Source organism: Paenibacillus sp. J22P59, assembly GCF_059383895.1.
In genome coordinates this window covers 450,947-473,646 of the sequence record NZ_JBXENX010000001.1, presented here as the reverse complement: position 1 = coordinate 473,646, position 22,700 = coordinate 450,947, and the positions used below count along the sequence as shown (strand labels likewise).

The window sequence follows — 22,700 nt, the reverse complement described above, 5'->3', positions numbered from 1 at the left end:
ATCGGCGGTCAGCATGTGCATCGAACCTTTATCAACGCGTCCCCGGTACACATCCTCTAGGCTGTCCTGGCCCTCCAAGAAGCCTTTCAGCTTCTCCTTCAGTTCCGCTATTGAACCCGCTAGAATGCCCAGCCGCTCTTCCATGGCTTCCCGTCCCACTTGCAGCGTGTAGGCTATCCTAAGCAGATCGCTGTCCGTATAGCGTCCCTCCGCGATAGACTCCGCTGCCTGCCGTGCCTGTTCCTTAAGACGCTCTTCATTTTTCGCCGACCAGACCAGAACGACTGGTTGATCCATAATCGTAGCGGCTGCATCCTCCGGCACATACTCCTCTATAACCACATGAGCATTCACGCCGCCAATGCCGAAGGAGCTGACACCTGCTCGCCGAGGTAGTTCTCGGCCCTGCGCGTCCTTCAGCGCTCGCCACTCCTGCGTTTCCCGTACAATGTAAAACGGACTGCCTTCCAGTTGAATGTAAGGGTTGAGCGTATCACAGTGCAGGCTTTTCGCCAGCGTTTTGTGTTTCAGTTGAAGCAGGATTTTGATCACTCCCGCCACACCGGCAGCCAGAGACAGATGCCCGATATTCGTCTTCACAGAGCCCAGTCCACAGTGCCTGTCAACCACCTGGCTGTCCCCGGTTTTCCGGTACAGCTCCTGAAAAGCAGACTTCAGGCCGTTAACTTCGATGGGGTCGCCAAGCGACGTCCCTGTACCATGCGCTTCAATATACGTGACCGTACGCGGATCGATCCCCGCTTTGGTGTACGCCGTCTGCAGCAGCTCCGACTGCGCCTTCGGGTTCGGCGTCGTCAAGGAATTCGCGCGTCCCCCGTGGTTCACCGCCGTGCCTCGAATCACGCCATAAATATGATCCCCGTCCCGTTCCGCTGCGCTCAGCTTCTTCAACAAGACCATTCCGGCGCCTTCGCCGTGCGCGAAACCGTCAGCGCGGTCCGAGAATGCCTTGCTTCTTCCTTCCTTACTTAAGGCGCCGGCTTTATCAAAGCTAATATAAGCCTCGGGGAGAATAATAGTATTAACGCCTCCGGCTATTGCCATCTCGCAGACGTTGTCTTCGATTGCGCTGACAGCATGATGGATAGCGACGAGCGAACTGGAACACGCCGTATCTATCGGCTCACTTGGTCCGTGGAGATTCATAAAGTAGCTGACTCGGTTCGGACCTGCAGACGGACTCATGTTGGCTGCCGAAGCCCCCTCGATGGCCGCATTCGTTTTGGCAATCAGTGCTCCGTAGCCGGTGTTGCCCGTTCCAATAAAGACGCCAGTCTGCGTTCCCGAAAGGCTTTGCGCCGAATAACCTGCATCCTCTACCGCTTTCCAGGCGTAGGTCATCAGCAAACGCTGCTGCGGTTCCATCTGTTCCGCTTCCCGTGGCGAGATGCCGAAGAACAGCGGATCGAATTCGGCAATGCCTTCTATAAATCCGCCCCATTTGACGTTCGTTTTGTTCGCTTCTTTGGACGGGTCTCCGTAATAATCCCGCCAGTCCCAGCGATCCTTGGGAATTTCGGTGATGCAGTCTGCTCCCGACACTAAATTCATCCAGTATTCCTGCTCGTCCTTGGCCTTTGGAAAAATGCCGCTCAACCCTATAATGGCAATCGGCTCAGTGGCTCCTATGTGCTGCTTTTGCTCCTGCGGCGCTGAGGAGATCGCGAGCCTTGAGCGCCGCTGTGGAAGGGCCTGATGTGGCCGTACTTCTTCTGTATCGTGCCATTGATCTGGAGGCGTAATGGTTGGCGCAGCCGAAATGGATGACTTGCTGTGTGAAGCAAACTGCTCGGCCAAAACAGTCTGATGTTCGGCTGATAGATAGGCCGCGAGCTCACGCAGGGTTGAGTGCTCGAAAAAGAGGGTTGGCGTAAGCTCAAGTTTGTAGGAGCGGTTTAACTTATTGGTCAAATCGGTCATCGAGATGGAATCCAACCCGTAGCGGGTCAGCTCAGTGTCATCGTTGAGTTCCTCCTTGTCTACTTGGAGAATCTGAGACACCTGCAGACGCAAAGCCGCACGTACCCGGTTCTCCAAGCTTCCGGTGTCCATCAACGTTCTCACACTTGGTGTCCGAACCTCTTTCTTGGCTGAGAGCAGTTTCTGTCTCATCATCCGCTGATTACCCGCCAGGACCAGTATCCGATTGGAATCCAAAGTCCATGCCTTATACAGAGCCTCCATGCCCGAGCTCGTTTCGAGCGGAACGGCTCCCGTCCGCTGCCTTACCATTTCCCCTGTTGCTGCATCGATCTGCATGCCGCCATCCTTCCAAAGGGGCCAAATGACTGATAGAGTCCGGCCTTGCCGGGCTTTGTGGGAGACGAGTTCGTTGCGGTACTCGGCAAAGGCGTCCATGAACGTGTTCGCCACAGCGTAATCCACTTGGCCCGCACTTCCCAAGCTTCCCGATACAGAGGAGAAAAGAATGAAGAAGTCAAGTTCACAATCTCGAACTGCCTCATCCAGATGAACCAGACCGGTTACCTTCGGTGCCATGACATCCATGAATTCTTGATTCGTTTTGTTGATGATGTAACTGTCCTTGATAAGACCCGCAGTGTGGAGAATGCCATCGAGCTGGCCAAATTCTTCTCGAATCTCCCGAATCAATTGGAACACCGCATCCCTGTCGGTTACATCCACCTGTTTATAAAGAGCCTGAGCGCCAATTCCACGTAAATCTTCCAGACGGCTATCGATCTTGGCATCCTGTGCTGACCGTCCGGCAATAATCAAAGCCGTCTGTGTCTTGCGGTGTGCAATTTCCTTCGCAAACAATCTGCCTAAACCGCCAGCCCCTCCCGTGATCAGATAAACGCCCCCATCTTTCCAAGGCAATGGGAGATTTCCCTCTCTCGGCACAGTCATCGCTTCACGCCAATCGGCTGTATACCGCTTGTCCTTATCGTAGCGAATATGGACGTCACTTGGACTCAGCTTATCCTTTTCCAGATTTTCAGGAATCGCATTGAAATCTACCGTGCTCCGAAGCTCGATTAATTGCCCGATCAGCTTGGAGTTCTCTAAACGGGCAGTTCGGAGCATCCCCGTAAGTCCGGTAAATAGCTGCTGCTCGTCCTTTGCCGAAACTACAATCTGGATCAGCATACGGTCTTGAGACCTTAGATCAAACGCAGCTCGAATGCGTCCGAATATCTGCTCCGCATAGAAACGGAATCGCTCGGCGGGCGTACCCGTTCCTTGATCCAGTATGACGAGACTTACGCCCTCCATACGGGATTCGATACCGTCTCGCAGCACTGCCGCGCTTTCCACAAGCACAACCGTATGCTCCGCATAGGAAATTACTTCCGTATCCGGCGGCGTCAAAACTTGTTCTACCCAGACCGGTTCGAGCATCATGATACCCGCTGGATCAGTTGCTTCCTCCGAAAGAGCTGCTCCATCCAGAACCCGTGTCGAAAATCCTTTCATGCGAACGAAAACAGCCCCCATGTCGTCGCATAAATCTATGTCTACCTTTTGTATGATGTCCCCCGCTTTATTTCCTTCGCTAAATCGCACATGCACCCACATGTCGGGCTGGCAGCTTCCGAACACTTCAAGGTTTTGAAGAGCGAATGGCAGTGCGGCAAGGAATGCCTCGCCTTCGGTGAGATGACGCGCCCGCGTCACATTCTGCAAATATTCCGCTGCTTGCAAAGCGCCGTCCATCATGCTTGGATGCAGAACATAGGAATTCAGTGTATGCGCAGCCGAATTCGGAAGCGTTAGCTTTGCCAGCAGTTGATCCTCGCCCATATAAACGGCTTGAACACCCTTGTAAACGGGACCGTACTCAGCCCCCAGCATGCTTTCATAAAACCGTTCCGATGAAATCTGTTCCTGGCTGCACTGTTGCCGGATCTCTGCAAGATCGAGGTTTGGAACATCTGTAAACGAAACAAATTCCACCACGCCCTGATTGTATAGAAGCGGATCAGCCTCTGACAGCTGAGGTCCGCCGTACATGCTGTATACAATCTGTCCGTTCTCTTCCTCATACAGACCGACATTTACTTGAACTGACCGATCTGGAGACGCCTCAATCGGACGAACCCATACGACATTGCGGAGACGAATGGACATGCCGCAATCAGCGACCCTTTCGATCCCTTGTTCAGCGGCAGCTCGTGCCATCTCAATTGTCACTACAGCCGGGACGAGAGTCATTCCTTGAATGACATGGTCCGCAATGAATGATTCCTTGCCTGTGAAAATCGAAGTAAATCGCTGCTCGGATAAAACAGATGTGTTTTGATGAAGCATCGGATGTAATAAAGAAGGACCCATGAATTGTTGTGCTTTAGACTGGACGGGACGAGGCCAATAGCGCTCTTGGGCAAAAGGATACGTCGGCACACTCATCCGGCGAGGTTTCGCTCCTTCCCGATAAAGCAGTGTCCAGTCGACGGCCATTCCCCGGCTCCACGCCTCAGCCAGCTTGCTTAGTTCGCCCCTAGTGATCCAGGCGCGGACCAGCGCATTGCTGTCTTCTTCATCCTCCAGCAATGAACCTCCTTCTTGCTTGCTTTCCCCTGCAAAGATGTTAAGGCTTCGTTTGCCGCCCTGCCCTTGTAGATAGGCCTGCAGTTGGCGCTTCAGCTCCTCCCCATCCTCTGCGACAAACGCAATCCGACTGTCCATCGCTTCCCTTCCCACTTGGAAGGTGCAGGCCAGTTCCGACAGGCTTCCGCTCTCCAGTCTGCCTGCTTGCACGAAGTCCAGCAGCGCCTCGACGTATGCCCTTAGCCGCTCCTGGTTTTTAGCCGACACGGGAATGAGATACGGACCGCTGAACGTCTCTTCCCTTTTCGGTCCTCGATATGCCTCGAAGATCGCGTGCGTGTTGGTTCCCCCGAGTCCGAAGGAGCTTAAAGCCGCCCGATGAGCTTCCTCTCTCGCTTCCAGCCTCCTTCGGCTCTCCACCACATAGAACGGCGAGTTGTCCAAATCCATATTTGGGTTCGGTTCCTTGTAGTTGATCGTCGGTGCCAGCTCGCCATGATACAAGCTCATCGCGACCTTAATGCACCCCGCCATTCCGGCCGCCGTGTCCAGATGGCCGATATTCGTCTTCACCGAGCCGATTCCGCAATACTGCTTCTGCTGCGTATGCTCCCGGTACACCGTGTTTAGTGCCGACAGCTCAATCGGATCGCCAAGCTTTGTCCCCGTTCCGTGCGCCTCGATGTACGAGATGCTCTCCGGATCAATGCCGGTCGTCTCCAACACCTGGCGGATCACGTCCGCCTGGCCTTTAACGCTCGGCGCGTAGAACCCGACCTTATCTGCTCCATCGTTATTCAGCCCGATGCCTCGGAGCAGCGCATAGATATGATCGCCATCCGCTACCGCCTCTGCGGCATTCTTTAGCAGGAGCACCGCTGCGCCTTCCCCTCCCGCCATGCCGTCTGCCGAGGCGTCGAACGCCTTGACGTGGCCGTCGCTGGAAAAATTCAGTCCTGCTTGATGCACATAGCCGATGCCCCCACCTGTATGCAGGGTCGCTCCGCCAACGAGCGCATACTTCGCCTCGCCCGACTGCAAGCTCCGATACGCCGAATACAGACCGACTAGCGAGGAGGAGCAGTTGGCATGCACAAAGTAACTCGGACCTTTCAGGCCTAGCTTGTGGGAGATCATCATCGGGATCGTGCCGCTCTGTGCCAGCACCCAGGACACATAGCCGTCCGGCGTTTCCAGACTCTCCGTCGACTCCTTAGAAAGCAAGGATCGGTACCCATTGTTGCTGGCCGTCATAAATACGCTCGTTTGCGGAATCTCCCTCGCCACGTATCCGGCGTCCTCTACCGCCTTCCAGGCATGGAGCAGCAGCAGTCTCAGCTGCGGATCCATAAAACCGGCATCCTTCGGCGAGAGGTTAAAGAAACCCGGATCGAATCGGTCTTTGCCTTCAATGGTGGACTGCACGGGCACGTAGGCCGCGTTCTCCGCCAGCTCCTCCGGTACGCCCAGATCACGTAGTTCTTCTTTCGTAAAAAACTTCATGCTCTCCTTGCCTGCGAGCAAATTGTCCCAGAACTCGAAGTGATTTCCCGCCCCCGGGAACTCGCAGGAAATGCCGATAATCGCCAAGCTGTCCCGATACGCTCCCGGCAGCTCCGGAGCCCGATCTGCGGAACGCTCCCCTCGTTGCCTGCTGCCTTCGTCTTTTCTGCTGTCGTCTTCCAGCGCTTTATCCGCATTTGGCGCCGCCGCTTGCTGCCCGGCAATATAGGCGGAGATCGCTTGAACGGTCGGGTATTCGAACAGGTCCATCGCGGTGAACTCGCAGGCCAGCTCTTTCCGAATGCGCTCAGCCGCAGCGACTGCAAGCAGCGAGTCCCCACCGACATCGAAAAAGCCATCGCGGCTGCCAATACCCTCGACCTGCAGCACTTCCTGCCAGATCGCCAGGACAGCCCCTTCCACCCGGGATTCCGGCAAGCTTTTGGCGCCCTCTCGCTGTACGGTCACCTTCCGGGCCTCCAGCTCCTTGCGGTCGATCTTACCGCTCGGCGTCAGCGGCATTCGGTCAATTCGAAGGACATGGGCGGGTACCATATAATCAGGCAAGCCCATCTTCAGGTGACTTTGCAGTTCGCCTGCTGTTGGAGCGGTCTTGCCCTCACGGGTGGTATAGTACGCAACGAGCGTCTTATGCTCGCCGGACTGTTTGACGAGTGCGACGGCGTCTTCGATGCCAGGATGCTCGCCGAGCTGGCTTTCGATGGCTCCGAGCTCGATGCGGAACCCCCGCAGCTTCACCTGATTATCGATTCGTCCCAAATATTCGATCCGTCCATCCGGCAGCCACCGTACCAGATCGCCCGTTAGGTAAAGCCTCGTCCCCGGTTGAAACGGGTTGTCGACGAACTTCTCCGCTGTCAGCGCTGACTGGTTATAGTAGCCTCTGGCTAACCCGTCACCTGCAATGCATAGCTCGCCGGGGATGCCAATCGGCACCGGCCGCAGCTTCTGGTCAACGATATACGCTCGCGTGTTCGCAAGCGGCCTTCCAATCGGCGTATGACGGCTTTCTATTTTTTCTTGGGTGCAGCTGAACCAAGTCGCATAAATAGACGTTTCTGTCGGTCCATAAATATTTTCCACACGACTCTGTTTAAAGACATCGACGGTCTTTTTCACAAGCTCCTTGGGGAATGCCTCTCCCGCAACCATCAAATATTTAACGGAGTTTTGTTCGCTAAAGGTTTTATGATCAGCCACATAAGTCAAGAACGCATTCAGCATAGCCGGGACGAAATTGAGATGGGTAATCCGGTGCTTCTCGATTGCCCTAGCAATACGCTCCGGCGACTTTTCCCCGTCAGGTGGGAGAATAACAAGATGCCCCTCTCCGATGAACCAGCCGAATAATTCGGATATCGACACATCGAAGATATAGTTGGTTTTTAACAAGTAAGCATCTTCATCCGCCACGGGATATTGCGCCTCAAGGAAATGCAGTGTATTCATAATGCTTCGATGCTCAATCATAACGCCCTTCGGCTTTCCTGTACTGCCAGACGTATACAGCACATAGGCCAAGTGATGGGGCTTTACTTCACACTTCAGCTTCACATCTAGCTCGGCTGCTTGGGAGATAACTTCCCACTCTTGATCCAAAGACAGCGCCAAAGCGTCTTCCCTGATCAGAGAATTCAATCGTTTCTTGAACTTGGATTGCGTCAGCACGATAGAAATCCCGCTGTCCTCAAGCATGTATTTGAGCCGCTCCTCTGGATAGTTTGGATCCAAAGCTACATACGCCCCGCCCGCTTTCAAAATCCCCAAGATCCCGATAATCATCTCCATAGAACGTTCGACGTACAGGCCGATCAGACTTTCCGAGCCTACTCCACGTTTTTGAAGATACAAAGCCAATAGCGTGGCTTTCTCATCCAACTGTTGGTAAGTGAGGGTTTCTTCCTCCAAGATGACGGCAACCGCATCCGGCTTCCGCTGAACTTTTTCCGCCAAACACTCATGAATACAGAGATCTTTCGGATAATCCGCCCGTGTGGCGTTCCAGTTCACGACCACCTTCTCCTGCTCGCCTAATGAAAGCAGCGAATAATCGGCTAGAGGAATAGATGGATCTGCCATACTTTCTTGCGCCAAGTGGATATAGTGCCTCATCATTCGTTCAATGGTAGAGGCCTCGAAACATTCAGGATCATACTTGAAGCTCAAAGCCATTCCGTTGTGCTGTTCATATACCTCTAGAGCCAGTTCGAATTCCCCTTCTTGACGGACTTCCTCCAGCAATTCCAAATGAAGAGCCGGACAAGCGGCCAATATGTCCTCCAAACCGTCAGTGTGAACAAAATTTTGGTACATAAAGACGGTTTGGAACAACGGCGAGCTCGCCCGGTAACGCTCAACTTTTAGTTCCTTAACTAGACGGGGGAATGGATAGGCAGCGTGATCCAATCCGTCGGCTACCGTCATTTGCAAATCCTGGACAAGCTCGGAGAATGAATGAGTCCCGAGAACCTGACTTCTTACCGCAATCATGTTGATGAAATATCCGATCATACTCTCAAAACGATCTTCCGGCCTTCCTATCGTCGGCATGCCGACAATGATGTCCTCCTGCTGTGTATAGCGATACATCAACAGTTTGAAGATACTCAAATATACGATAGATAGGTTAGTGCCATTAGAACGGGCATATGACTTGATTTGCTCGGCTAGTTCGCTCGGCAGCAGATGGGTATGAGTTCGCCCTTTGAATGTTTGAACGGCAGATCGCGGACGGTCTGAGGGAATCTCCAGAACAGGCAGAGTTCCCGACAGCTGCCGTTTCCAATAAGCCAAGTGCTCCGCGCCTTTCTTCCCGTTTATCATAGACTGCTCCCATTCGACAAAATCACGGTAGCTTGCCGGATTGGAAGAGAGCTGCGGATGCCTGCCATCGACTAGCTCCTGATAGGCGCCCAAGAGCGCCTTCAGGAATGACAGCATAGAAATACCGTCAAAAATGAGATGGTGGAACGTAATCAGAACGATAGTTTCCTGAGCAGGCAAGGTTAACAAATGTGTGCGCATCAGAGGACCTTGCTCGAGCTGAAAGGGCTCATTGGCTCTAGCCCTGACATACGATAGAATTTCAGAAGGCTCTAACCCCGAGAGATCTGACTGTGAAAAGAAGAGCGTCTGCGATGGCTGGACGACCGTATACGGCACCCCTTTATCGTCTTCTTCCACAATGCTGGTTAAGATGGGGAATTGGACTTGAACCCATCTTAACGCTTCCCGAAATTTATCCGCATCCAGTGAATTACGCACCCGAAAGCAAACGGGAAGATTATACGCACTCATCCCAGGAGACATTTTTTGAAGTGCCCCTAATCCCTTCTGACCCTCAGAGAGAGGACTCCGGAGAGATGCCTGTTTCAATTGACGCAGTTGTTCCTCGACCTCGGTGATAGACAGCTTTCCAGATTTATAAGCATCCAAAAGCTCAGCAGGCTTCATCTCTTTTGGCTCCCTTCCAATATCTGTTGAACTTCCTCAAACTCTCCTACACCTTGCATAAACCGCTCCATCTTCTCAATGATTTGCCCGTCGCTATAGTCAGCGGCTGCTCCCGATAAGGCATTTTCCTCTTCCTTCGTTCCGTTACCTTCGCCAGCCTTCTCGGCCAAGTGAGCCGCCAAAGCCTCAATTGTCGGATACTCCAACAGTTCGCGTCCGGTTACTTCGATCGAAAAACCACTTTCGATATGCCGCATCAGCTTTCTTCCCGCAATCGAATCCATTCCATATTCCAAAAGCTTTTTATCTGTCTTTAATTGGCTCTTCGCGAGATTCAGCTCCCGAGATACAAAGGTATGGATGGTTTCTCGTATCGTTTCACGGACCGTCTTTTGTGCCCCTTGCCCGATTTTCTCTCCAGCTGCCGGAAGGTCCAATCTGCTTTCCGGTAACTCCGGTGTCCTGTCGATGATAGATGGGCTGGCTTCAACCCAGTAGCGCTCTCCGGCAAAAGGATAGCCAGGCAGGGATATTCTCCGTGCGCCCTCGAATTGATGCAGATGTTCCCATGGAACATAACCGCCTTCTACCCAATAGTGAGCCACACGGTCATAATTCCTCTCCGCAATCCAAATTGGCAGGAGGGCCTCGGCAGAAGGAGGGCCTGAAACTTCTGCCTCCCCCTTATAGATTCGCCCGGACGCCGCTAATTTTCTGCTGTCCTTGTACGTATGGAGATACGCCCTCAACATATCCACAAGCTGCTGTCGGTCGTCCACGACCAATGCCAGACGGCAATCCATCGCCTCCCGTCCGGTCTGCAGCGTATAAGCAAGATTTCGCAACGAAATTTCGGAACGGAATGCGACATAATCCAGCAGCTGCGAGCACATTGCCTGAAGACGATCCTCATTTTTCGCTGAAAGGACAACGATTTGCGAGAAAGGCTCCAACGGCTCCATCGCTGGATGATGCGTTTCTTCACGGTCTGGAACGTATTCCTCGATAACGACATGCGCATTGGTCCCGCTGATTCCCGTTGCACTGACGGTGCCTAGCCGAGGGCGGTTGTCTTTTGACGTCCATTCTTGATTCTCACTGTTCAGGACAAAAGGGCTTTCGCTGAATGGAATGGAAGCATTGTATGCCCCGCTGTCGCGGGTTCCCGGGATGATTCGGTCTCTCATCGCCTTAAGCATGCCAATCAGCCCTACAATGCCCGAAGCAGCAAAGGTATGCCCGATCAACGGCTTGATAGAGCCGATCGTGCAAAACTGTTTCTGGTCTGTAAATTTGCTGAAAGCGCTTGTCAATGCTTGAATCTCTAGAGGATCGCCCAATTTCGACCCTGTGCTATGTGACATGACGTATTGAATATCCAACGGATTAATTTGATGCTTGCGATAGATCGTTTCCACAAGCTCCGCTTGGCTAAACGGACTAGGTGAGGTAATTCCGTTAGTTCTGCCGTCGTAATTGACGCCGCTCGCCTTGATGCATCCGTAGATCACGTCCCGATCTTCAATGGCTTTCGACAGCGGCTTCAACAAGACAGCTGCCACGGCTTCGCCGGGAACTAACCCGTTGGCTTCTTGGGCAAAAACGCGGCACTCTCCGTCCGGCGAAAGCATCTCCGCTTTGCTCAGGGCGGCATATGACATACTGGATATATTCAAGTTGATACCGCCGACTAGCGCCATTTCGCAATCTCCCTGCCGAAGAGCTTGGCATGCCTGGTGGATGGCAACAAGTCCCGACGAACAAGCCGCCGTTATGGCCATATTAGGCCCTTTCAAGTCCAGCATATAAGCGATACGTGCAGGCAGGGTCGCATTTTGATTGCCGTTGATATATCTCGAATCCTTGATTAAATAGGCGTATTCCCCTTCTTCCACACCGACGTAAACGCCGCAAGACTTACCTTTTATCCGCTCGTTCATATACCCCGCATCTTCAAATGTTCGCCAAGCCTCCTCCAGAAACAGGCGGTGCCTTGGATCCATTTCTGCAGACTCTTTGGGCGAAATTTGGAAAAACTGCGGATCGAAGCGATCGACGTTTTTCAGAAAAGCACCCCACTTGGAATTGGACTTCCCTTCATATAGGTCCGGATTTCCGTAATAGGCTCGCCAATCCCAGCGGTCTGCGGGGATTTCCGTAATGCAGCCGATTCCATTCTTCAGATGCTGCCAGAACTCCTCGACATGATCCGCCTGAGGGAAGCGACCGCTCATTCCGATCACCGCAATCGGTTCCGGCAGCTCGGTTGCTTCGCGCTTCGCCGCAGCTTTATATCTCCCCTTGCTGTATCCTTCTGCATCTTTCTCAGTAGAAGTGCCAGTCCGCTGGATCGCTGCAGATTCCACAGGGCTTATCCGGTAATAATCCTCCATTATGATCTGGTGTTCTTTGAGAAGATAACGGATCAATTGCTCCAGATTGGTGTAGCTGAAAAACAAAGACGGCATAAACTCCACTTGAAATCGCTCCGTCAAACAATTGGCAAACTCCGCTAACAGAACCGAGTCAAATCCATAGTCCATCCATTGAATATCCAGCTTCAACTTATGAAGCGGAAGCTTGAGCAGCTCGCCGATCCAATCCTTGAGATCCGCTTCCAGACACTGTTCGGTACTCCAGCCGAGCATGTGCGCCCGCCTCCCTTTGCCCTGAGGACGTGCGACTAACAGCGGCTTCTGCCGTGCCTCCTCAGCTAATCCCAGAAAACGGTGTACCCGGCTGCGCTGTCCGACCAACACAAGCTGCTGCTGCAACTGAGGCTGGGACAACATGCCTTCCAGAATGCCCAGTCCCTCCTCGGTTTCCAGATATCGTTGGCCGCTGGAGCGGAGATAGCTTTCGGTCGTCTCCGCATCGCCGATCGACATGCCTCCGTCCCTCCAGACTGGCCAGTTGATCGTAATGGCTCTGCCACTTCGTTGCCGGTCATTGCGGTATTGTGCGTATGCCATCTGAAATCGATTCCCGACCGCATAATCGCAAAAGCCGAAATCGCCTAAAATGGCGGAGGACGAAGAGAAATAACAGATAAAGTCCAGATTATCCTCTTGCAGAAGATCGTCCAGCAGAAGCGTCCCTTGAATTTTGGGCGACAGGATTTCATGGAAGTGCGATATCTCTTTTTGCTCCAAGCTCTGCGAGCTTTGGATGCCTGCCGCATGAAAGACGCCGTGAATGGTTCCAAAGTATTCCCTTGATTCGCTCAGCCCAGCTTTCATTGTCTGCGCATCGCTTACATCGGCCTGAATGTAATGGGCTCGGCTGCCCAAGGTCAGCAACTGCTCAATTTTGGCCTCTTTCTTCTGATCAATAGGCGATCTTCCGGTAAGGATCAAATTCGCGTTATATCGCTTGGCTAAGTATTTAGCCAGCAAGAACCCAAGACCCCCGCAGCCTCCCGTAATCAGATAAGTGCCATTCGTCCTTAGCCCGGAATCACCCGCTTGAAGAGACGAAGGTTCGATGCGGTTTACAAAACGTTTCTCCCCCTGATACAAAGCGGTTTCGGCGGTTTCTGCCTGAAGTTCACCCCAAAGCTTCCGCAGCCAATCTGCTATGTCGTCGATTCTTTTCTGATCGGGAACTGCCTTATAGACCCCGGATACTTTGGTCTGAGGCATGATCATTCCGAGGGACCTCTCAAAACCGATCCACGATTCCAGATAACAGCGGTTGAGATCTGCCTCCTGTCCAAACTGGCCTGCCAGAAGGAGTCGTGAAGGTTTGGACTGCGCAGCTAGAAGGGCTTGCAGCAAGAAAACGATTCGGGAGTAATCCTGAACACAGTCAGGATCCTCTAACGGCCACATATAAAAAATGGCATCCACGTTTCCATGCTTATCCTGAATTTCCTTGAAAACCTTATCGTAGGTATCTGCTCCGTGGCGGTCTATCCGATAGACGGTTGAAGATGCATCGCCATCACTCTCGCCTTGCGAGACAAACAGCACCTTCAATTCCTCATCAAATGTTCTTAAAGTTTGGGCAACTGTTTTTTGCAACTCCACATTCGAAAGAAAGCACACCAGCGTTTTTACACGGGAACCAGAATTTTGCGGCAGCGGATTTTCTCTCCATACCTCCTCAAAAGTCATCAGTTCGAACGCTTCCACTGTGTCCGCCGCAGCCGCTGATGGCAGCCGCTCTTCGCCTTTTGGCCTTACCTTCCTTTTGAAACGGAGTCGAGCTCTGGAGCCATCCGTTCTCTCAGGCGTCTGATACCAATAACGTTCTCTTGCAAAGGGATAGGTGGGAAGTGGAATGCGAACCGGCTTACCGTTCCCATACAGCTTATTCCAGTCGATGGACAGTCCTTTGACCCAAAGCTCGAGTAATTTGGCATATTTGCCTTTTGAAACCCAAGCATCCACAATCTTGTCCATATCCTCATCCGCCGTAAAGATCGACAAGGCATCTTTATTCATTTTGGTAGAATCCCGATAAATGCCTTCGACCTCTCCATTACCTTTTACAAAATCGTTCAGCTTTTCCTCAAGCTGCGCGATAGACTCCACCAGAAAACCGACCCGCTCCTCCATCGCTTCGCGTCCGATTTGCAGCGTATAAGCGATCCGCATCAGATCGTCTGCGGCGTATCTCTCCTCAAGAATTGCCGCCAACAGCCGCTTGGCCCGATCACCGAGCTGCTCCTTGTTCTTCGCGGAGAGCACGATCAAATGAGGACGATTCGGCTGAACAGGTTGCATCACTACGGCTTGCGGCGTATATTCCTCTAGGATGAGATGGGCATTCGCTCCTCCCGCTCCAAAGCTGCTGATTCCGGCACGCCGTGGTATCTGTCTTCCGTTGATGACCGGGCGTTTCCACTCCGCAAGCTCCCTCTGAACGGCAAAAGGGGTCCGACCAAAATCAATTTCCGCATTCAATACCTCCGTATGCAAGGAAGGCGCCAGCTGCCCATGCTTGAATTGAAGCAGCACTTTGGTCACCGCCGCGATTCCCGCTGCGCTTTCGCAATGCCCGATATTGGATTTAACCGAACCGATCGCACAAAACTGCCGATCCGAAGTTTCCTGTTCGAATGCCCTTGTCAGCCCGGCGATTTCGATAGGATCTCCTAGCGCAGTACCCGTGCCGTGAGCTTCCAAATAGCTGATCGTTCGGGCCTGGACATTCGCACGTTCCAAAGTCTGCTTGATCAACTGGCCTTGGGCGACGGGGTTTGGCACGGTATAACCGTTCGTTTTTCCGCCGGAATTGAGCATGCTGCCCTTAATGACGCAATAAATGTGATCGCCGTCCGCAACCGCTTTTTCAAGAGGCTTGAGAACAACGGCTCCCACGCCTTCGCCGTCTACAAAGCCATCGGCCTGATCTCCGAATGCCTTGCATTTGTCCCCGGATGAGAGCATCTTCATGGTCGATAGATTCAAATAATGAACCGGATCTACGATCAGATTCACGCCGCCTGCAACAGCACAATCACTCGAACCGCTGTACAGGCTCTCCAGAGCCAAATGGATGGCAGTTAACGAAGAAGAGCATGCCGTATCCACAGCCAGGCTCGGGCCCTGAAAATTCAACAGATACGAAATCCGGTTGGCCATCGACCAGTAGCCGTAGCCCGTCGGATAGTTTTTGTTCATCACCCCGACAAAGACACCGATCCTTCTGCTTGTGCAAAGGTTCGCGGGCGTATATCCGGCGTCTTCAATGCTCGCATAGGCTGTTTCCAAAAACACTCGTTCCTGAGGATCCATTCTTTCCGCCTCTAGCGGAGAGATTTGGAAGAAGGAAGGATCGAACCGGTCATAATCGTCTATAAATCCGCCCCATTTCGAATAGATTGTTCCTTTTTTACCTTTATCGTTGTGATACCATTCCTTCCAGTCCCAACGCTCCTTGGGAATTTCCTTGATGCAATTGTTTCCTTCTCTTAAATTCCTCCACAATTCTCCTACGGTTCCCGCACTGGAGTACCTGCCTGACACACCGATAATTGCCACATCACGGAGCCCTGCTTCAAGTCCTCCCGGTTCCTTGCTGCCACCGTCTTCGGGTCTTTCGTACAAACGGAATCTATTCGTACGTTGAACGGGCTCGACTTCCCGTGGCGATTCATAATCGCTGACTTCTTTTGTATCATTGAGCTCCATGCGAGCTTCTAAACCCATCAGCTTCATGAAAGCATCCCTTTGCGTTTGCATGAAATGCTCCACGAGCGCATCGATGGTCTGATACTCGAAGAACAACGTGCTAGTCACGTGATCCAACACCTTCCGAAGCGAATTGGTCAACTGGACAACGACAATCGAATCGATCCCGTACATCTCCAAGGGAGTGGAGGAATCAATCTTATGGGCTGGGATTTTCAAAGTGTCCCCAATCAGCTTGGCAAGATAGGCCGTTCCTTTTTCCCTCAGAATCTCATCCGCTGCTTGGCCCGATGACCCGTCAGAGTTCCACTGTTCCGATTGGTTGTTCTTCGAGTCTCCTACGCTCTTCTTCCTTGGAACTGCTGGGGATGGAGATCCTTGCTTTTGCCGGATCACGCCGTCGCTTGCTGCCGCGATAATTTGATGGCCCAGACCGTGTGCGTCTCCAGCCGGGAAAATCACCGAAGGAAAGCCCTCGCTGATTAACACCTGCTGCCAAGCTTCAGGATACAAACCGGGACAGCCCGCAATTCGCAGCTCGGGATCTTCCGGCAGCCACCATCCTTCAAGCAGCCCGAACGTCAGATGAGTCGCAAGGCTGTTGTCCGCCATTTCATTCAACAAGAGCAGTCCACCGTTTTTCAGCAAGGCTTTGGCGTTGCGCAGAGTTCGGCGGATATTTGCGGTGGCATGAAGCACATTGGCCGCAATCACTACATCATAGCCACCCGCATCCACGTCTTGTCCCGCGATTGCTTCTTCTACGTTGAAAATGCGGTAAGTCAAATAAGAATTATCAGGGCCGTATTCCTTTTCAGCATGAAGTAAGAAGGCTCGCGAAACATCCGTGTAACAATATTCCCGCACATGCTCCTGAAAAGGTCTCAGCCTGTGGAAAAGGCCAGCGCTCGTGCCCCCTGTTCCGGCTCCGATCTCCAAAATACGCAGCTGTGTCTTGGAATCCTGCTTCACCCTCTGCTGCAGATAGGCCGTTAAAGTATCTCCCAGTACTTCATTAAAGTAGTCCGCAACGGGATTGTGCTTATAGATGCCTTCCACAAGCTCCATTGAGGAATCCGGAAACATAATATCGGTAGCCGGAATTTGACCGGACAAAATAGCCGGCAAAGCACGAACGGTTGCGTCCACCAAAACCGTCATGGCTCTCGTATTAGGATCGCTCCGCCAAACTGCGGTTTTCGCTTCCCACTCTTGCCAGAGCTCCGCCCGATCGGAGAGAACGGAATGCGCAACCGTATAGGTGTCTCCCTCTTGAACCAGAACGTGATTGCGAGCCAAAATCGCCAAGCTTTCTCCTAGCCACTTCTCATATAACCCCACCAGCTTGCAGGAAGAGATCAGGCCGGAAGGCGTTACATGCGAAATCGCAAACAAGTCTAGAGACTGCAGTTGACTGAAAAGCAGCTTGTAGAGAAGCTGTTCCATTTCGCGGCTTTGGTTCTTATTCGAAGCCCTAGGAAGACTCTCTCTCCTTGGAATGGGAAGCTGGCTCACCTGAACAAGCTTTTCTTCCTCGGATGGATAAATTTCCATTCGATCTTCGAGATTCATCCCCTCCACGACGATCGGCTTCGTCGTTCGAATTAAAGCGATCTGGTCGACCGGGCCCGTCAGCAGCGCTTCGAGTGCCGCCATGCCTTCTTCCGGCTGAATCAAGCCGAGGCCAATCTGATCGAACAAGCCGACGAATTGTTCGTCCTTTGCCACTTCGCCGTTGCCCCAGTACCCCCAATTCATGACTTTTACCGGGTACGTCTGCCGTGTGGAAATCCAATGGGCAAAAGAGTCCGCAAAAGCGCAGCCGGAAGCATAATGACTTTGCTTCACATTCTTGATATAGGTTACGAGTGAAGAGAAAAACAGGGCGAAATCCAAAGGCTCATCCTGAAAGACTTGAGCCATTCTCACACCGGTATCCACTTTAGCGGACAGTCCGCTGCGGAATTCCGCCGGTTCCATATTTTCCAAGCTTTGCTCGGACAGCACCATTGCGGCATGAACGATGCCATGTATCCGCTGATGCCGTTTCTTGATGGTTTGATATGCTTGCCTCAGCGCATCCAGATCGGATGCATCCGCCGAAAGATATTCCGGAGAGGGCCCCAAGCGCTTTAACCGATCGATTTTGGCTTGAATCGACACATTCATCCTGCTGCGTCCGATCCAGACGATCTGCGCTTTGTAGGTGCGAATCATATATTCACTCCATACTTCGCCGATATACCCAGCGCCTCCAATCACTACGTATACACCGCCGGTCTTGTACAGCGTTCGTCTGGCTGGTTCGGGGCGGTAAGGAATCAGTTGCCTTTCATACCATTGCCCGTTCCGATAGGCGAATAACTGCCCATGACGGCTTGCCGGCAAGGAAAACATCGAATCTACTGGCCAAGCCGTCCCCTTCTCCATATCCATCATGCGAATTTTCCACTGCGGGTACTCTTTGGCCATCGTACCAGCCAAGCCGTGAATACCAGCATGGGCAGGCGCAATGGATTCATGCTCATTTACGGCTTGCGACTGAATCGTAACAAGACTCCAACTGAATCCACTCATCCCGTACCCCATACGGAGGAGGGCTTTCATGATCCGGAAAATTTCCATCACACCGTGATTTTGCTTGACGATCAAAGCGTCGTCGGACAAGGAATCCGGTTGATCATCGTCTCCCACCCATACGACATGGTCAATGGCACCGTAGGTTCCCAGCTTTTTGGCTACTTTTTCGATTTCGTCAGATAACGGCAGAGGCACGACCACAGCATGCGGATAGCATTGTTGCAGAACCTCCCGCTGCTCGTCCGTTCCCCCGACGATTACCATTCGTTCCTCTATGGAAACAGCAGTTGACCGTTCGGGTATCGAGACCGATTCCCAGACAGGCAATAGCAGTTGGTGTCCGATCGAGGGTTGCTCCTCGGCTGCTTCGCGGTTTTCTTCCTCCTTGGAACCGGGTGCTGCTACCGTCTCTAGTGCACGGATTGACGCTCCCTTCATGCGGACGCAAATGTTCCCCTGCTCATCGCATAAGTCGATATCGTAGGACGTTATTTTGTCGCCCGTGCCGTTGTCTTTGGCGTATTGAATAAACGACCACATGACCGATGTGCAGGGACGAATGACGTCAAGCTCCTGAAGAGCAAACGGCAACGCAAGACCGCTTGACGATTCGCTGCCTGACGCCAAACGCCGAATGGTATCGCCCAGAAATCCGATGGACGAATGAAATCCGGCATCTAGTAGGCTAGGATGCAAAACGAACTCGTCTTCCGTATGGCGCACGGAAGGCGGCAAACAAATTTGGGCCAATACATAATGCTGACCCGCATACAGCTCTTGAATCCCCCGGAATCCAAGACCGTACTCTAGGCCCATCTGTGTTAATGCCGAGTAGCACTCGTCTGAAGTGGCAAGTTGTGTGCCGCATTCGCTGCGCAATCGTTTTAGATCTAAAGGCGGTCTATTCGTATTGGAGACGAATTCAAGGTGACATCGGCAATGGATAAGCGGAGCTGCCGCGTCGCTAATCGGTTCGCTGTATATCTCGCAGGCGATCTCTCCGCTCTCCTCAGGATAAAGGCCGATATGGACTTGAAGTGTTCCCTTCTCGTGACGAAGTGGACGAAGCCAGACTACATCCTTGATACGAATTGAACTTTTGTCCTTATCTAGAGTGCCTATGGCCTGCTCGACAGCCGCGCGAACCATTTCCAGATAAGCTACACCCGGTAAAATACGTTGGCCCTTCACGACATGATCCGCTAAGAAAAACTCTTCTCCAGTGAAGGTGGAACTGAATCGCTGCACCGAAAAATCAGATGTATTCACATGAAGCAGCGGGTGAATCGTGACAAGGGTGTCAGGCTTGCGCGCCTGGGCTTTTTCAGGGATCCAATAGCGCTCCCGTGCGAATGGATACGTCGGTGCACTAATCCGGCTCGGCCTACGAGTGCCTATGTACAAGGCATTCCAATCAACCTCTAGCCCCTGAACCCACAGCTCAGCAAATTTAATAAGGTCTCCTTGCGTGGCCCACTGCTGCAGAGTGTCTGAAGACAGCTCCTCGACGGAGAAATCTGTCCCCACTTTGCTGCAGTTCTTGATGTGCCCACGCCAACAACCGCTCAGCACTTCTTGCTTTTCCCCGAACGCTTCTAGCTTAGCGATCAACTCCGGGATGTTATCGACGATAAAAACAACTCGTTCCTCCATCGCTTCCCGTCCCACTTGCAGCGAATACGCCAGGTCCTGGATACGGAGCCCATCGTGCAGATAGGCCGACAACTTCTTGGCATATGCCTGAAGGCGCTCCTCATTTCTCGCAGATAATGGAATAATCACCGGAGCCGCTCCGCGAGCATGGGGTTCCGCGTTCTCCTGCACGGCTTCAGCTATATATTCTTCCAAAAGAAGATGCGCATTGGAACCAGACGCTCCGAAGGAGCTTAACCCCGCCCGGCGTGGACAGCGGATTTCTTTGCCGTTTTCCGTAAACGTCGGGCTCTTCCATTCCTCGGTTTTCTGCTGCACGTAAAACGGGGTCTGATTCAGTTCCAGATACGGATTGAGCTCTTCCGAATGCAAGGATGGCACGAGCGTCTGATAGTATAACTGAAGCGCGATCTTACATAGCCCGCTGATGCCCGCGGCCGACTCGGCATGTCCGATGTTTGATTTCACTGAACCAATCGAACAGAACTGCTTATCTTGCGTGTAAGCTCCGAAAGCTTTGGCTAGGCCCTGAATTTCGATCGGATCACCCAAAGATGTACCTGTACCGTGGGCTTCCACATAGGAGATCGTTCTCGGGTCGATTCCAGCTTTCGCCAAACAGTCCTCAATTACATCGGCCTGAGCGATGGGATGGGGAACGGTTATTCCGCTCACTGTGCCTACGTGGTTGATCGCACTTCCCTTCATAACCGCATAGATCCGGTCTCCGTCCCGCACAGCTGCACTTAGGGACTTCAGCAAAACGGCGCCAACTCCCTCCCCAGAGACATAACCGTCCCCACCTTGGCCGAACGTGCGGCAATACCCGTCACTAGCGTGCATATCGCTGTAGCTTACGTATTTATTTGGATGCAAAGACAGGTTTACTCCACCTGCCAAGGCCATCTCGCACTCCCCATGCCGGATGCTTTCGAGCGCCAGATGAACAGCCGTCAATGAGGAAGAGCAGACCGTATCCACCGCCATACTCGGGCCATGAAAATTGCAGTAGTACGACACTCGGTTGGCGATTTGCGCATAGTTCAGCGACAGAGGGAACAGATTGTCACTTGATACGGCCTCGGCGCCGATCAACGCATAATCCTTATGCATCACTCCGACAAACACGCCAACGCGATTCCTATTGTGCCGTCCCTTTGGCTGAGCCAGCGTCTTCGGCGTATAGCCGGCATCCTCGATCGTTTCCCAGCACGTCTCTAGAAATAACCGCTCCTGGGGGTCCATCGTTTCCGCTTCCCTTGGCGATATCCGAAAAAACTCGGGATCAAAGCAGTCCGGATCCTCGATAAATCCGCCCCATTTGGACACGCTTTTCCCTGATGCTGAGGAGATGCCTTCGAACCGCCGTAAGTCCCAACGAGAGGCAGGAATTTCAGTAATACAGTCTTTTCCCTCTTTGAGGTTATTCCAAAATTCCTGAAGGTTGTCTGCCTGCGGGTAACGGCCAGCCATGCCGATTATGGCAATATCCTCTAGTTCAGCCTGTATAGGAGCAGTCTCCTCTATCTTAAACTGTTCAACAACAGGCTTCTCTTCCTTCTGAGAGGCTAAAGGATTATCCGATTTCGGTACATCTGGAAGTGCCTGTGCCTGTTCTTCCCGAATCTGGGAAGGAAGCGTGAGGAAATATTCACCGTAACGCTCGGCTAGAAAGGACGCCAATTCGGCTATGGTGGTATATTCGAACAGCAAGGTCGGCGGCAGGCTAACGCCAATCCGGTTTCCCATCGCTTCGACAACCTGCAGCAAACCCGCGGAATCTAACCCCATTTGGTAATAACCCAATCGAGTAGACAGCTCTTCTGGTGGTTTGCCTAACTGTTCTGCCAGCAGTTCCCGCAGAAACAGCTCAATGTGGCTGTATATTTCTCGGCTTCCGGATTGAGGCTTCGAAGCAAGGGAAAGGGAGGAGATTTCCTCCGCCTTCCCAACCTCCGTCTGCCGTTCCGGATTCTTGCGCTCTGGATGGATAAGCTCCGCTGACCTAACGAGCTTGCTTGCGATATTTTTCAGTTCGGCGACTTTGCTGCCAGAGGCATTGAAAAATTCTAGGGTCATATAGATTAATTCTTTGTCGATACGCAATGACGCGTTCTGAATTCGGGTTACACAATCGGTGCGCAATGGTTCGGTTGCGTAAAAGGACTCGAAATACATAGGCAGATACAATCTCGGTTCATCTTTGAATAGGGCGGAAATCAGAAGAGATGATCCGATCCCGCTCCCATCCAGAAGTACAGGGTGAAATAGAAATTGCTCGGCATGAAGTCGAGCCTCTGAACCAACTGCAATCTCCATTACACTGTTCATGTCCGTAATGCAGACCAATCCTTCAGCCTTCATAAAACCGGTATGCACCAACTCTTGCCTTCGGCACTGCCCGTACATTTCCTCTAAATCGGCTACATGCTTTGCCGCAGCTTTGACATGTGCAAAAACCAGCGTTTCATCGTATGTTTTTGGCGTCCTCTTGCTCATTTCCGCGCTCGCATAGCGGACTTTCTCATCCGATCTGCCACCGTTCTGCAGTACTTGACCCTCGATGCTAATCTGCCATTTGCCGACCTGAGCTTCCTTACATGCTATGGTGAGCTGGATTTCGCTGTCTGGTGCCACAACCAAGGGACGATAAAGGGTTACCTGACGAAGCTCAAGTTCCGAATAAGCGTAGCCATGCGTATCAAAAGTTTGATAGATGAGATCAATGTAAGCCAAGCCCGGCAGCAATTCTTGATCGTATGCCTTGTGATGGCTCACCACAGGATTGTTCAGCGTTATATTAAACTGCTCGATGATCAC

General features: G+C 52.4%; 2 protein-coding genes (1 of these 2 cut by a window edge). Both read right to left on the bottom strand.

What is annotated here, in order from left to right; genetic code table 11:
• A protein-coding gene (locus AC50YO_RS02105) for an amino acid adenylation domain-containing protein (RefSeq protein ID WP_494842617.1) crosses the window boundary here: on the bottom strand, positions 1–9,510 show its 5' portion. It extends 7,146 nt beyond the left edge of the window; 9,510 of the gene's 16,656 nt are visible here — the first part of the coding sequence; the start codon lies at positions 9,508–9,510; its stop codon lies off the left edge, out of view.
• Positions 9,507–22,700, bottom strand: coding sequence for an SDR family NAD(P)-dependent oxidoreductase (locus AC50YO_RS02100; RefSeq protein ID WP_494842615.1), 13,194 nt, complete (start codon positions 22,698–22,700; stop codon positions 9,507–9,509). The genes AC50YO_RS02105 and AC50YO_RS02100 overlap by 4 nt, the downstream gene beginning before the upstream one ends.